We start from the raw sequence: 12704 nt of genomic DNA, 5'->3' as shown, positions 1-12704 counted from the left end.
TCAGAAGGTTAATACGACATCAAACTGATGTAGCATTTCGCCCAGCGCATCCGGTTCAAGAGGCTGTGCATCAAGAACCCACGCACTGTCTATTGGCAATCCCCGCTCCCGGACAGAGGTCGCACAGAGATAACACTGGTCAATGTCATATAACGGCAGTACGCGGAATGTTGCGATGTAATCACGGCCGAGGATGAGACCAGGCCGTTGTCCTGGGAGCAGTTGCAATACACCATCACCAACGAAAAACACCCCGACATCTTCAGTTAACGCCGATGTTGCCAGTAAGGCATCCAATCCTTCTCGACCAGCAGTACTCCCATGAGGGGCTGATTTAAATACAAATGCGACACGCTTCATCAGAATTGCACCGTTCTATCGCAAGTCAGCGTAGCTTGCGCCAGCGCTCCCAGACCACTGAGAGTAAATCCTGGCTGCAAGTTATGGCTCGGTAAACCGAGCTGAGTGGCTTGCTCTTCGTCCGTCACACCGCGACGCAGTGCTGCTGCGACACAGATATGCAACTCAACGCCATGCTGCTGATGCAATTGCTGCCACGCCTGTACGACATTGAATTCGTCACTTGCAGGCGACGTCAAAACGTTTGCGTTGTGGACACCTTCACGGTAGAAAAACACGCTTTCTAACGTATGGCCTTGCATGATGACGGTCTGGGAAAACTGCAATGCGCTACTCGCCTGCTGCGTGCCATAGGCCGGACCTGTCACCAGGATGGCAAAACGCATTACTTATCCTGCCCCTGGAAATCACCGTTTTTGAATTGACGGATGTAGAGATAAACAGTGTGCTTAGAAATATTCAAACGGTCAGCAACCTGGTTGATAGCATCTTTGATATCAAAAATGCCTTTCTCGTAGAGGTTAAGCACAATCTGTCGATTCTTAGCATTATTAGACACATTGCGGTCAGCATTCACTTCTTCGATTGTGAATTCCAGAGCCTGCATGACCAGATCTTCTACGGATGAAGCAAAGTTTACGGACGAAGCAACTTCCGGCGTTTCCGGCGGAATGAACGTCGACATAATTTGCGAGAACGGTACGTCCAGATTGATGTTGATACACAGCAGGCCGATGACGCGTTCATCACGATTGCGGATGGCGATAGTTTCTGACTTCATCAGAACGCCACTTTTAGCACGTGTAAAATAGCATTTGGAAACGCTACTGTCCGCGCCAGTCATATCATGCAGCATACGCAAGGCAAGGTCGGTGATTGGCGAGCCAATTTTACGCCCGGTATGTTCACCATTCGCGATCCGGATAGCGGAACATTTTAAATCTTGCAGCGAGTGCAACACAATTTCACAATGAGAACCAATCAGCATCGCTAACCCGTCCACGACCGCTTCGTAGGATTTCAATATTTCAAAGTCGGTTTGTTCAAATGGACGTTGGTCCAGTAAGTCGAGCTCACTGGTTTCATTGGTTAAAAGCGAATTGGACATTTAAAGATACCACCCTCTACAGAGAGCCTGTCGCGCTTAAATGGTGTCAGGGCAGACTCATACTCGTTGTTGCGCAGCCTGCTAAGGTAATACAGCGTCAGATGCGCTTTCCAGCTTTTATTATATCCTGCCTCAAATAAAAAACCGCCGCCCTGGGGGCGGCGGTTAATAATGCCTTATTTGCTCTTAGCTGCTTCTGCTTCTGGAGCTGGAGCGGCATCTGGTTTCGCGTCTGCTTTAGGTGCTGGTTTGATATCCAGCAGCTCAACGTCAAATACCAGTGTGGAGTTAGCAGGGATCCCCGGAACGCCAGTTTTGCCATAAGCCAGTTCTGGTGGAATAACCAGTTTGATTTTCCCGCCTTTCTTGAGGTTTTTCAGGCCTTCAGTCCAACCAGGGATAACACCGTCAAGACGGAAAGAGAGTGGCTCGCCGCGAGTATAAGAGTTATCGAACTCTTTACCGTCGATAAGTGTACCTTTGTAATTCACAACAACAGTGTCGCTATCGGTAGGCGCTTCACCCGTACCAGCTTTGTCGATTTTGTACATCAAGCCAGTAGCGGAGGTTTTAACACCCTTCTCTTTTGCGAAAGCATCACGGAAGACTTTGCCTTTATCCGCGTTTTCTTTAGCGTCTTTTTCCATTTTCGCTTGAGCGGAAGATTTCACGCGAGCTTCGAAAGCTTGCAGAGTCTGCTCGATTTCCTGGTCGGATAATTTGCTCTTGTCAGCAAATGCGTCCTGAACACCAGCGATAAGCTGGTTTTTATCCAGCGTAATCCCTAGTTTTTCTTGTTCTTTCAGAGAGTTTTCCATGTAACGGCCCAGCGAAGCACCTAATGCATACGCAGATTTCTGGTCGTCATTTTTAAATGCCGCGTTGCTTGCAGCTGGCGCGGTAGGTGCAGCAGCATCTTTTGCTGCAGCGGCTGGAGCAGCGAACGCCGGAGCGCTCAGGGCAACGGCCATCGTGGTCGCCAGTAGCGTTACTTTAAACAGTGATTTCATCCATTTCTCCAGGGCCGGGGCCTCAAACCCCAAGGTTATTATCAACTAAGAGATGTACTATAACGTCGTGGAAGAAATCTACACAATCTCTCCGCGTCTTATCGAGACAAATTCAGACTCTTTTTGTTTAAAGAAGTTTCGTCCAGAGCAAAACTGCGCTGTAACGTGTGGAATTTTTCAGTAGAATCGCCGGAAATTGTCCATCCGCAGAGCAGGAGAGATTAGCTATGCAACAAAAATCGACCGAACAACGGCTGGAAGAACTTGAGAGTCGTCTCGCTTTCCAGGAGATTACGATAGAAGAGTTAAATCAGACGGTAACGGCTCACGAATTAGAAATGGTCAAACTACGCGAGCATTTCCGATTGCTGGTTGAAAAGTTAAAAGCCAGCCAACCGTCAATGGTGGCCTCAGAATCAGAAGAAACACCACCGCCGCATTACTAGCCGCACAAAAAAGGCGTGTCAATGACACGCCTTTTTTATCTCTAACGGATTAGTGGCAACCGCAGCCGCCATTGCCGCCACAACCGCCTTTACCGTGTTCGTGTTCGTGGTCATGGTCGTGGCCGTGACCGCCACAGCAACCACCTTCGTGGTCATGGTCGTGGTGATGATCGTGCTCACCGTGAACGTGGCCATGAGCCAGCTCTTCAGCGGTAGCTTCACGAATAGCGATAACTTCAACGTTGAAGCTCAGGTTTTGGCCTGCCAGCATGTGGTTGCCATCGACAACAACGTGCTCATCTTCAACTGCGGTAATTTCAACTGGCACTGGACCCTGGTCGGTATCAGCCATGAAGCGCATACCCACTTCCAGCTCATCAACGCCCATGAACACATCTTTAGGAACGCGCTGAACCAGATTCTCGTCGTATTGACCGTAAGCGTCATTTGCGCCAACGTTCACGTCGAAACGATCACCAACTACGTGGCCTTCCAGCGCAGTTTCCAGGCCTGAAATCAGGGAGCCGTGACCATGCAGATAGTCCAGCGGCGCACTCACCGGAGACTCATCAACCAACACACCGTCTTCTGTACGTACCTGGTAAGCCAGGCTGACCACCAGGTCTTTTGCTACTTTCATGATATCTCCTGAGCGAGCATGGGAAAAAAACTGGCGTCGATTGTAGCGGAATTTAGCGCCGGTGTACCCCTAAGCTTAAAAAAAGCTGGCGCATCTCGCTAGTCTGGATGAAAAATCCCAATGACTTGCTCTTGTTTGCGAGCATGGTCCTGCGGTTGCTTATCCGCCTCACGCATTTGGTGACCACACTTAACACACTCAACTATATCGACATTATTCTCACGCCACATCGCGAGAGAATCCCGCGTCTGACATTCGGGGCAAACAGCCCCGGCAATAAATCGTTTACGCACCGGCATTGGCTTCACCTTAATTATTCAAAATCATCCCAACCATCGAACTGGCGACGCTCTTGCTGCATCTCACGTTCGAAAATGTCTTCCAGTTCACGACGCGCTTCACGCACCCTGGAAATTTGTGCGTTATCGGTATGAATGGGCATTAATTCACGCAGCATACTCATATCCAACCGCCTGAAATGGAGTTGTGCACGATGCGCCTGATGCGGATGCATACCCAACGTCATCAGGGCTTTACGCCCGAGCTCCAGCGCACTGGAGAAGGTTTCACGTGAAAACTGGGTTACTCCAGCTTGCAACAATTCATGAGCTTCTACACGCCCCCTGGCTCGCGCCAGTATCGCCAGATGTGGAAAGTGTTGTTGACACAAGTGAACCACTTTCATGGTGTCTTCCGGCTCGTTACAGGTAATCACAATCGACTTTGCCGTTTCTGCACCCGCAGAGCGCAGCAACTCAAGTTCTGTTGCATCGCCGTAATAAACCTTGTAGCCGTATTTACGCATCAGACTTACAGAGCTGATATCCCTCTCAAGTACCGTGATGCGCATCTTGTTTGCCATTAGCAAACGGCCAATGACCTGTCCAAAACGCCCAAAGCCAACAATAATGACTTGTGGCTGATCGTCTTCCACATAAGGTTTTTCATCCGTTTCGTCATCAGCAACATTAAATCGCCGCGCAAGAATGGCATCGACACCTTTCATCAGCAGCGGTGTCGTCATCATAGAAAGCGTGACGGTCACCAGTAACAGCGGCATTTGGTCGCCACTAAATAGCTTTTGCGATGAAGCCGTTGAGAAAAGTACGAAAGCAAACTCCCCTCCCTGGCTTAACACACCTGAAAACTGCAAACGCTCCGAGCTGCGCAAACCGAAAAACCACGACAGGCCGTACAGCACACTGGCTTTAACGGCTACCAACACCATGACTCCTAACACGACCCAGAAAAGATGGGTGTAGAGCACGCCAAGGTTTAACGCCATGCCAACGGAAATAAAGAACAATCCCAGCAATAGTCCTTTAAATGGATCGATAGCGATTTCCAGCTCGTGCCGGTATTCGCTTTCGGCCAACAATACGCCGGCGATAAACGTACCCAGCGCCATTGAAAAACCGAGCGCATCCATGAATAACGCCGAACCCAGCACCAACAAAAGTGCTGCGGCGGTAAAGACTTCACGCACACCAGAACCCGCAATAAACCGGAAAACCGGTTTTAGCAGATACCGACCACCAATTAACATTCCTGCAAAGGCCAACACTTTGAAGCCGATTTTTATCCAGTCGGGGCTGTCATCACCATTCCCGGCCAGCAGCGGCACCAATGCAATCGCAGGAATGACCGCTAAATCCTGGAACAGCAACACTGAGAAACCAAGCTGGCCGGCTTCATTGCGATTCATTCCTTTGTCACGCATCAGTTGTAGCGCCATTGCGGTGGATGACATCGCCAAACCTATGCCGCCTATCACCGCCGCCTGCCAGGAAAACTTCGTTAACATCAGCAATCCGGCCAGCACAACGGCACTGAGCAGTACCTGCGCGGCACCAACACCAAAAATAGAGCGTCGAAGTTGCCAAAGTTTGGATGGGTTCAACTCCAGACCGATGATAAACATCAGGAAGACTACGCCCAACTCAGAGAAGTGAAGAATTTCATCCACATCACTGATAAAACCTAACCCCCATGGGCCAATGGCTATACCCGCCAATAAATAGCCCAGCACCGCGCCAATCCCTAAACGGGCCGCAATCGGCACAGCAACTACTGCAGCAAACAAAAACAGGACGCCAGCCAACAATAAGTCTGAACCTTCCATTAGCGACCTCCCGGGAGTAACGGCGAAGCCAGCCACTCGCCATAGGCCTTCGCGTGGCTGGCAAGTTCTTGCGGAGTCTGCCGACGAGCCCAATAAACGATGATGGGATTCATCCAGTGCATACGACACATTGCAGCTGTGAGTTCAAACGGGCGCAAAATATCAGTCAGTGGAAACCGATTAAAACCGTCATGCCGATACGCACCTTCAGGCTCGCCGGTGGTAATCACACTGCGCCAATACTTTCCCTCCAGAGCATTACCTCCAACACCGCTGGCAAAGCCACGACTCAACACACGGTCCAGCCACTCTTTGAGTAACGCCGGGCAGCTATAGGTATAAAGAGGATGTTGGAAGACGATGACATCATGCTGTCGCAGCAATGCCTGCTCATGATAAATATCGATAAAAAAGTCAGGATAGTGAGCGTAAAGGTCATGCACAGTGACATTGGCAAGCTTCTGCGCCGCCTGGAGTAAGACGCGGTTTGCGACCGAGTCTTGTGACTCCGGATGGGCATATAGCAGCAAAACTTTCGGCGGCTGCAACATCATTACCCTCCAGGGCGTCGTCATAGTCGTTATTTTGGGCTACCATGCAGCCCGACGCGAAGGCAGAAGCTTCACGTTACCTAAATATAATGACAATTTAACATACTCTGAACATACGGCGCTTTATGATTGTTTTCTCCTCGTTACAAATTCGTCGCGGTACCCGCGTTTTGCTGGATAACGCCACCGCTACCATCAATCCGGGCCAAAAAGTGGGCCTGGTAGGTAAAAACGGCTGCGGAAAATCCACGCTGCTGGCGCTGCTGAAGAACGAGATCAGCGCCGATGGCGGAAGTATGACTTACCCTGGAAACTGGGCTTTAGCCTGGGTCAATCAGGAAACTCCTGCGCTGGCAATGCCCGCCATTGAGTATGTTATTGATGGCGACCGAGAATTCCGCCAGCTTGAAGCTGAACTGGCAAAAGCCAACGAGCGTAATGACGGCCATGCTATCGCGCTGGTTCACGGCAAACTGGATGCGGTAGATGCCTGGACAATTCGCTCCCGTGCCTCCAGTTTGTTGCACGGTTTAGGCTTCAGTAATGAACAGCTCGAACGTCCGGTCAGTGACTTTTCGGGCGGCTGGCGCATGCGTCTGAACCTGGCACAGGCACTTATTTGCCGTTCAGATTTACTGTTACTCGATGAACCGACCAACCACCTGGATTTAGACGCCGTTATCTGGCTCGAGCGCTGGCTGAAAAGCTACCAGGGGACATTGATTCTGATTTCCCATGACCGTGACTTCCTTGACCCTGTCGTGGGCAAAATTATTCATATCGAGCAAGAGTCGATGTTTGAATACACCGGTAACTACTCATCGTTTGAAGGCCAACGCGCCACTCGCCTTGCTCAACAGCAGTCGATGTACGAAAGCCAGCAGGAGCGCGTCGCGCATCTGCAGAGTTTTATCGACCGTTTCAAGGCCAAAGCCAGCAAAGCGAAGCAAGCGCAAAGCCGTGTGAAAATGCTCGAACGCATGGAATTGATTGCCCCAGCACACGTAGATAACCCGTTCCATTTCAGTTTCCGTGCCCCAGAAAGCTTGCCAAACCCGCTGCTGCGCATGGAAAAAGTTAGCGCAGGCTATGGCGACCGCGTGATCCTGGACTCCATCAAGCTTAATCTGGTTCCCGGTTCCCGCATCGGTTTACTGGGGCGCAACGGCGCGGGTAAATCTACGCTTATCAAATTGTTAGCAGAAGAAATTCAGCCACTGCAGGGTGATATTGGTCTGGCAAAAGGCATCAAGCTGGGATACTTCGCACAGCACCAGCTTGAATATTTACGTGCTGACGAATCTCCGCTGCAACATCTGGCACGTATCGCGCCAAAAGAATTAGAACAACAACTTCGCGATTACCTGGGCGGCTTTGGATTCCGGGGCGATAAAGTGACCGAGCAAACCGCACGTTTCTCCGGCGGTGAAAAAGCGCGTCTGGTCTTGGCACTGGTTGTCTGGCAGCGCCCGAACTTGCTGCTGCTCGATGAACCGACAAACCACCTTGATCTCGACATGCGTCAGGCATTGACTGAAGCGTTGATTGATTTCGAAGGCGCATTAGTCGTGGTTTCGCACGACCGTCACTTACTGCGTTCGACGACCGACGATCTCTATTTAGTTCACGACGGGAAAGTCGAGGCATTCGACGGCGATCTTGAAGACTATCAGCAATGGCTGGTTGATCTGCAAAAACAGGAAAACCAACCGCAAGACTCAGCAAAAGATAACGTCAACAGTGCGCAGGCGCGTAAAGATCAAAAACGCCGGGAAGCTGAGTTACGCACGCAAACCCAACCGCTGCGCAAGCAAATTACCAAGCTTGAAAAGCAGATGGAAAAGCTAAATGTGCAACTTGCAGAAGTCGAAGAGAAGCTGGCTGATAGCGCCATTTACGACCAAAGTCGTAAAGCGGAAATGACGGAATGCCTGCAAACTCAGGTTAAGGTAAAAGCGGCTCTGGAAGAGTGCGAAATGGAATGGCTGGATGCGCATGACCAGTTAGAACAGATGATGCAGGTCGAATGACAATCAGGCCTCACCCAATGTGAGGCCTGATGACTCTAATGCCAGATAAGCAGCACACATGCCGCAGTCAGCAAACCCATAAAGATATTAAAGATTGCCCAGGCGCGGCGGCTACGAAGTAGCGTGCCAATCATGCTGCCAAACGCAATCCAGATGATACCTGCAACGATGTTGACCAGCGCAATACCGATGCTGATTAGCACCACAGAGTGCAGATACTGAGAACCGGCAAGGCTAAAACTTGCCACAGCGCCTAGCGCCATCAGCCACGCTTTTGGGTTGATAAGCTGCAACAAACCACCCTGCCAGAATGGAATCGGTGACGGAGGTGGCGCATCGGTTTCCAGTTTTTCATACGTCGCTGTGCCGATTTTCCATGCAAGCCACAATAGGTAAGCACTCCCGGCAATTTTCAGGATAAGGTGCAACGCTGGATATAAAAGGATTAAGCTACCGACGCCAAAGGCCACCAGCAACAAGATGCACTGCATCCCCAGCATGATGCCTATCATCAAAGGTACGGTACGAATAAAGCCGTAGTTGGCGCCGGAAGAAGTCAGCAACATATTGTTTGGGCCAGGTGTAATCGCCGCGACCCAAAGAAAACCAAGCATAGAGAAGAAAAGCGTTTCCATGAAATGGGTGTTCCACACCCGGTAAAGTTAATGAGCAAGCTAAATGAAACTAACAGTGTGATATGGCCACGACAAGTCCCGCAGCATTGAATTTTAATCACGTTGACGATGAACAGTTTCGTCCACTAAAGGGTGTCAGCAATCCGCACCTGCAAACGATGCTCCCTCGCTTAATTCGCCGCCGCCTCAATTTCAAACCTCATTGGCAGCGTCTTGATATGCCGGATGGGGATTTTGTCGATCTTGCCTGGAGCGAAGACCCACGGCAGGCAACGCATAAACCACGGTTAGTCGTTTTTCATGGTCTTGAAGGAAGCCTGCACAGCCCCTATGCGCATGGATTAATTGATGCCGCACGTAAGCAAGGCTGGCTGGGTGTAGTGATGCATTTTCGGGGGTGTAGCGGCGTACCGAATCGCAAGGAACGAATCTATCACTCCGGCGAAACCGAAGATGGAAGCTACTTCCTCAACTGGCTCAATACACGTTACGGCAACGCACCAACGGCGGCAGTCGGGTTTTCACTCGGTGGAAATATGCTTGCCTGCTTAATGGCAAAACAAGGTGCTGATTGCACACTACAGGCCGGTGTTGTGGTTTCTGCCCCACTCATGCTTGAGCATTGCAGCAAACATATCGAAACAGGGTTCTCGCGCGTTTATCAACACTATTTGTTGAATCTGTTGAAGAAAAATGCGGCGCGCAAACTGCGAAGCTATCCCGGGACGCTTCCTGTCGATATGCGTCAGCTCAAAGGAATGCGCCGCCTGCGCGAGTTTGACGATTTGATTACCTCAAAGATTCACGGTTTCGCCGATGCCATTGACTATTACCGCCAGTGCAGCGCCATGCCACTATTGCCACAAATTAAAACGCCTACGCTTATCATCCACGCTAAAGATGACCCGTTTATGGATCATCATGTGATCCCTGATAGAGCGATATTGCCCGACAACATTGAGTACCAACTGACGCGTTACGGCGGCCATGTTGGGTTTGTGGGTGGCACGCTTCGTCATCCGGAAATGTGGCTTGAGCAACGTATCCCGCAGTGGCTGTCTAAATTTTTGGAAAAATCACTATGATGATTCCCTGGCAAGATCTCCCTCCCGAAACGCTTGATAATCTGATTGAATCCTTTGTATTACGCGAAGGTACAGATTATGGTGAACAAGAGCGCTCACTAGAGCAAAAGGTGGCCGATGTTAAGCGCCAACTGCAAAGTGGAGAGGCCGTATTGGTTTGGTCAGAACTCCATGAAACGGTGAATATCATGGCCCGTGGGCAATTTCGCGGCTAAATATTAATCTTCTATACTGCATAATGCCCCTCACCCCAACCCTCTCCCAAAGGAGAGGGAGAAAAACAAAACAGACCCGCTCCAGTCCCTCTTCTGGGATAAGGAGAAAAACATGCTCAACCCAGTTCCCTCTTCGGGATAGGGAGAAGAACATGCTCAATCCAGTTCCCTCTCCTGGGGGAGAGGGTTAGGGTGAGGGCCAAACCCAGCTAAACCCACTTGTGATTACCCAGGGAGTTGTTGCCTTATGTCAGCCAAACATCCGGTTATTGCCGTAACAGGTTCCAGCGGCGCGGGAACGACCACCACCAGCCTTGCCTTTCGTAAAATATTTCAGCAACTCAATCTTCGCGCAGCCGAAGTCGAAGGTGACAGTTTCCACCGTTTCACTCGCCCTGAAATGGATATGGCTATCCGTAAAGCTCGCGATTTGGGTCGCCATATCAGCTACTTTGGCCCGGAAGCGAATGACTTCGGCTTACTGGAACAAACGTTTCTGGAGTACGGAAATACCGGGCAAGGTAAATCACGCAAGTATCTGCATACCTATGATGAAGCGGTACCCTGGAACCAAATTCCGGGGACGTTTACCCCGTGGCAGTCGCTGCCGGAACCGACTGATGTCTTGTTCTATGAAGGTTTGCACGGAGGAGTCGTCACCCCACAACATGATGTGGCGAATGCCGTCGACCTACTGGTTGGCGTAGTGCCGATTGTGAACCTGGAATGGATACAAAAACTGGTGCGGGACACCAGCGAACGCGGGCACTCAAGAGAAGCGGTGATGGACTCAGTCGTGCGTTCGATGGACGATTACATCAATTACATCACGCCGCAATTTTCCCGGACCCATATCAACTTCCAGCGCGTGCCTACCGTTGATACGTCGAACCCATTTGCGGCACGTGGTATTCCGTCACTGGATGAAAGCTTCGTGGTGATCCATTTTCGTGGGCTGGATGACATCGATTACCCGTACTTACTCGCCATGTTGCAAGGCTCATTCATTTCCCACATCAATACATTAGTGGTGCCAGGCGGCAAGATGGGACTGGCAATGGAATTGATCATGGCACCGCTAGTTAAACGGCTGGCAGAAGGTCGACACATCAATCAGGGCGGATAATTACCGCCCTGCTGACACACATTAGCCTTCAATCACTTCATAGCTATGAGTAATGTTCACAGCTTTTTCCAGCATCAGAGCGACAGAACAATACTTTTCAGCAGAGAGATCCACCGCGCGGGAAACCGCGTTATCTTTCAGTTCTTTGCCTGTCACGATGAAATGCAGGTTAATGGTGGTAAAAAGACGAGGGGCTTCTTCACGGCGCTCAGAGGTCAGTTTTACTTCGCAATCCGTCACGTTGTAGCGACCTTTTTGCAAAATAGAAACCACATCGATTGCACTGCAGCCCCCCGCAGCCATCAGAACCATCTCCATCGGACTTGGTGCTTTATCGCCAGAATTACCATCCATCAAAATCTGGTGTCCTGAAGCGGACTCCCCAAGGAAGGTTAACCCTTCTACCCACTTCACTCGTGCCTGCATGTTACTTCTCCAGTTGAAAAAACCCTTTCAGAGTACGCGGATGCAGCAAAACTGGCAACGGAAGGCGACCTGCGTCATGCTGAAACGAGACAATAGGAGACACTTGTCAAAAGCTATGCTAAAACAATCCAGATGCTACATCGATACATTGACGTAATGCATGTATGCAGAGGACGTCACTAATTACAGGCAGCAAGAATGACTTGCGTGCCATCTCCCCAAGATGGGGAATATTCTAATACTTGCAACGCCAGACAGGATGTTTAGCGTCTTGTCGTTGGTAGCTAGTTATAAACAGAGGATAACCGCGCATGGTGCTTGGCAAACCGCAAACAGACCCGACTCTCGAATGGTTCTTGTCCCATTGCCATATTCATAAGTATCCATCGAAGAGCACACTGATTCACCAGGGTGAAAAAGCTGAGACGCTGTATTACATCGTCAAGGGCTCTGTGGCTGTTCTGATTAAAGATGAAGAGGGCAAGGAAATGATCCTCTCCTATCTGAATCAGGGCGATTTTATTGGTGAGTTAGGGCTGTTCGAAGAAGGCCAGGAACGTAGTGCATGGGTTCGTGCTAAATCTGCCTGTGAAGTGGCTGAAATTTCCTATAAAAAATTCCGCCAGCTGATTCAGGTCAACCCAGACATTCTGATGCGCCTGTCTTCCCAGATGGCTCGTCGTCTGCAAGTGACATCTGAGAAAGTCGGTAACCTGGCATTCCTGGATGTGACTGGTCGTATTGCACAAACACTGCTGAACCTGGCGAAACAACCTGATGCAATGACCCACCCAGACGGTATGCAGATTAAAATTACCCGTCAGGAAATCGGTCAGATCGTGGGTTGTTCTCGTGAAACCGTTGGTCGTATCTTGAAAATGCTGGAAGATCAAAACCTGATCTCTGCTCACGGTAAAACGATCGTCGTTTACGGCACTCGTTAATCTCCG

16 protein-coding genes are annotated in these 12704 nt (G+C 50.2%); 6 read left to right on the top strand and 10 right to left on the bottom strand.

Features of this window, described 5'->3' with window-relative positions; translation table 11 throughout:
• The 4 genes from tusC to fkpA all read right to left on the bottom strand — a co-directional run bounded on the left by tusC (position 1) and on the right by fkpA (position 2478).
• Positions 1–360, bottom strand: a complete 360-nt coding sequence (tusC, locus tag OH773_RS01685) for a sulfurtransferase complex subunit TusC (protein WP_270142488.1) — start codon at positions 358–360, stop codon at positions 1–3.
• Positions 360–746, bottom strand: coding sequence for a sulfurtransferase complex subunit TusD (tusD, locus tag OH773_RS01680; RefSeq protein ID WP_270142486.1), 387 nt, complete (start codon positions 744–746; stop codon positions 360–362). The genes tusC and tusD overlap by 1 nt, the downstream gene beginning before the upstream one ends.
• Positions 746–1468, bottom strand: coding sequence for a helix-turn-helix transcriptional regulator (locus tag OH773_RS01675; protein ID WP_034460202.1), 723 nt, complete (start codon positions 1466–1468; stop codon positions 746–748). Before OH773_RS01675 ends, tusD begins: the two co-directional genes overlap by 1 nt.
• Before the next feature lie 176 nt (positions 1469–1644).
• Entirely contained in the window at positions 1645–2478 is an 834-nt protein-coding gene (gene fkpA, locus OH773_RS01670) for an FKBP-type peptidyl-prolyl cis-trans isomerase (RefSeq protein WP_270142482.1), read from the bottom strand.
• 227 nt (positions 2479–2705) lie between these two features.
• Here fkpA and OH773_RS01665 point away from each other — a divergent pair, with 227 nt between their 5' ends.
• Positions 2706–2924, top strand: a complete 219-nt coding sequence (locus tag OH773_RS01665) for a protein SlyX (protein ID WP_183272346.1) — start codon at positions 2706–2708, stop codon at positions 2922–2924.
• 49 nt (positions 2925–2973) lie between these two features.
• On the opposite strand, the gene slyD is transcribed toward OH773_RS01665, so the two are convergent.
• The 4 genes from slyD to kefG all read right to left on the bottom strand — a co-directional run bounded on the left by slyD (position 2974) and on the right by kefG (position 6237).
• The gene (gene slyD / locus OH773_RS01660; protein WP_270142480.1) at positions 2974–3564 is read right to left on the bottom strand and encodes a peptidylprolyl isomerase; all 591 of its coding nucleotides are present in this window, start codon (positions 3562–3564) and stop codon (positions 2974–2976) included.
• A gap of 98 nt (positions 3565–3662) precedes the next feature.
• Positions 3663–3863: a YheV family putative zinc ribbon protein gene (locus OH773_RS01655; RefSeq protein WP_183272344.1), complete on the bottom strand. Its 201-nt coding sequence runs from the start codon at positions 3861–3863 to the stop codon at positions 3663–3665.
• Positions 3864–3877: 14 nt separating this feature from the next.
• On the bottom strand, positions 3878–5686 hold the full coding sequence (gene kefB / locus OH773_RS01650) for a glutathione-regulated potassium-efflux system protein KefB (RefSeq protein WP_270142478.1): 1809 nt from the start codon (positions 5684–5686) through the stop codon (positions 3878–3880).
• Positions 5686–6237, bottom strand: a complete 552-nt coding sequence (kefG, locus tag OH773_RS01645) for a glutathione-regulated potassium-efflux system ancillary protein KefG (protein ID WP_270146032.1) — start codon at positions 6235–6237, stop codon at positions 5686–5688. Before kefG ends, kefB begins: the two co-directional genes overlap by 1 nt.
• A gap of 125 nt (positions 6238–6362) precedes the next feature.
• Here kefG and OH773_RS01640 point away from each other — a divergent pair, with 125 nt between their 5' ends.
• The gene (locus OH773_RS01640; protein WP_270142476.1) at positions 6363–8267 is read left to right on the top strand and encodes an ABC transporter ATP-binding protein; all 1905 of its coding nucleotides are present in this window, start codon (positions 6363–6365) and stop codon (positions 8265–8267) included.
• Positions 8268–8302: 35 nt separating this feature from the next.
• On the opposite strand, the gene OH773_RS01635 is transcribed toward OH773_RS01640, so the two are convergent.
• Entirely contained in the window at positions 8303–8902 is a 600-nt protein-coding gene (locus tag OH773_RS01635; protein WP_270142474.1) for a LysE family translocator, read from the bottom strand.
• 62 nt (positions 8903–8964) lie between these two features.
• Here OH773_RS01635 and OH773_RS01630 point away from each other — a divergent pair, with 62 nt between their 5' ends.
• The 3 genes from OH773_RS01630 to OH773_RS01620 all read left to right on the top strand — a co-directional run bounded on the left by OH773_RS01630 (position 8965) and on the right by OH773_RS01620 (position 11328).
• Entirely contained in the window at positions 8965–9987 is a 1023-nt protein-coding gene (locus tag OH773_RS01630) for a hydrolase (protein ID WP_270142472.1), read from the top strand.
• The gene (locus OH773_RS01625) at positions 9984–10202 is read left to right on the top strand and encodes a YheU family protein (protein WP_034460225.1); all 219 of its coding nucleotides are present in this window, start codon (positions 9984–9986) and stop codon (positions 10200–10202) included. Before OH773_RS01630 ends, OH773_RS01625 begins: the two co-directional genes overlap by 4 nt.
• 247 nt (positions 10203–10449) lie before the next feature.
• On the top strand, positions 10450–11328 hold the full coding sequence (locus tag OH773_RS01620; protein WP_270142468.1) for a phosphoribulokinase: 879 nt from the start codon (positions 10450–10452) through the stop codon (positions 11326–11328).
• A gap of 21 nt (positions 11329–11349) precedes the next feature.
• Here OH773_RS01620 and OH773_RS01615 read toward each other — a convergent pair whose 3' ends face one another.
• On the bottom strand, positions 11350–11754 hold the full coding sequence (locus OH773_RS01615) for an OsmC family protein (RefSeq protein WP_183272338.1): 405 nt from the start codon (positions 11752–11754) through the stop codon (positions 11350–11352).
• A gap of 311 nt (positions 11755–12065) precedes the next feature.
• Between OH773_RS01615 and crp the strand changes: the two genes are divergently transcribed.
• On the top strand, positions 12066–12698 hold the full coding sequence (crp, locus tag OH773_RS01610; protein ID WP_003852956.1) for a cAMP-activated global transcriptional regulator CRP: 633 nt from the start codon (positions 12066–12068) through the stop codon (positions 12696–12698).
• The last annotated feature ends 6 nt before the right edge of the window (positions 12699–12704 follow it).

This window comes from Buttiauxella sp. WJP83 (assembly GCF_027594725.1).
Taxonomy (GTDB): Bacteria; Pseudomonadota; Gammaproteobacteria; order Enterobacterales; family Enterobacteriaceae; genus Buttiauxella; species Buttiauxella selenatireducens.
This window is presented reverse-complemented; position numbering and strand designations above follow the sequence as displayed.

What these genes read in the sequence shown, in the direction of transcription:
- tusC (WP_270142488.1), bottom strand. Translation starts at nt 360, where the DNA reads ATGAAGCGTGTCGCATTTGTATTTAAATCAGCCCCTCATGGGAGTACT.
- tusD (WP_270142486.1), bottom strand. Translation starts at nt 746, where the DNA reads ATGCGTTTTGCCATCCTGGTGACAGGTCCGGCCTATGGCACGCAGCAG.
- OH773_RS01675 (WP_034460202.1), bottom strand. Translation starts at nt 1,468, where the DNA reads ATGTCCAATTCGCTTTTAACCAATGAAACCAGTGAGCTCGACTTACTG.
- fkpA (WP_270142482.1), bottom strand. Translation starts at nt 2,478, where the DNA reads ATGAAATCACTGTTTAAAGTAACGCTACTGGCGACCACGATGGCCGTT.
- OH773_RS01665 (WP_183272346.1), top strand. Translation starts at nt 2,706, where the DNA reads ATGCAACAAAAATCGACCGAACAACGGCTGGAAGAACTTGAGAGTCGT.
- slyD (WP_270142480.1), bottom strand. Translation starts at nt 3,564, where the DNA reads ATGAAAGTAGCAAAAGACCTGGTGGTCAGCCTGGCTTACCAGGTACGT.
- OH773_RS01655 (WP_183272344.1), bottom strand. Translation starts at nt 3,863, where the DNA reads ATGCCGGTGCGTAAACGATTTATTGCCGGGGCTGTTTGCCCCGAATGT.
- kefB (WP_270142478.1), bottom strand. Translation starts at nt 5,686, where the DNA reads ATGGAAGGTTCAGACTTATTGTTGGCTGGCGTCCTGTTTTTGTTTGCT.
- kefG (WP_270146032.1), bottom strand. Translation starts at nt 6,237, where the DNA reads ATGTTGCAGCCGCCGAAAGTTTTGCTGCTATATGCCCATCCGGAGTCA.
- OH773_RS01640 (WP_270142476.1), top strand. Translation starts at nt 6,363, where the DNA reads ATGATTGTTTTCTCCTCGTTACAAATTCGTCGCGGTACCCGCGTTTTG.
- OH773_RS01635 (WP_270142474.1), bottom strand. Translation starts at nt 8,902, where the DNA reads ATGGAAACGCTTTTCTTCTCTATGCTTGGTTTTCTTTGGGTCGCGGCG.
- OH773_RS01630 (WP_270142472.1), top strand. Translation starts at nt 8,965, where the DNA reads ATGGCCACGACAAGTCCCGCAGCATTGAATTTTAATCACGTTGACGAT.
- OH773_RS01625 (WP_034460225.1), top strand. Translation starts at nt 9,984, where the DNA reads ATGATGATTCCCTGGCAAGATCTCCCTCCCGAAACGCTTGATAATCTG.
- OH773_RS01620 (WP_270142468.1), top strand. Translation starts at nt 10,450, where the DNA reads ATGTCAGCCAAACATCCGGTTATTGCCGTAACAGGTTCCAGCGGCGCG.
- OH773_RS01615 (WP_183272338.1), bottom strand. Translation starts at nt 11,754, where the DNA reads ATGCAGGCACGAGTGAAGTGGGTAGAAGGGTTAACCTTCCTTGGGGAG.
- crp (WP_003852956.1), top strand. Translation starts at nt 12,066, where the DNA reads ATGGTGCTTGGCAAACCGCAAACAGACCCGACTCTCGAATGGTTCTTG.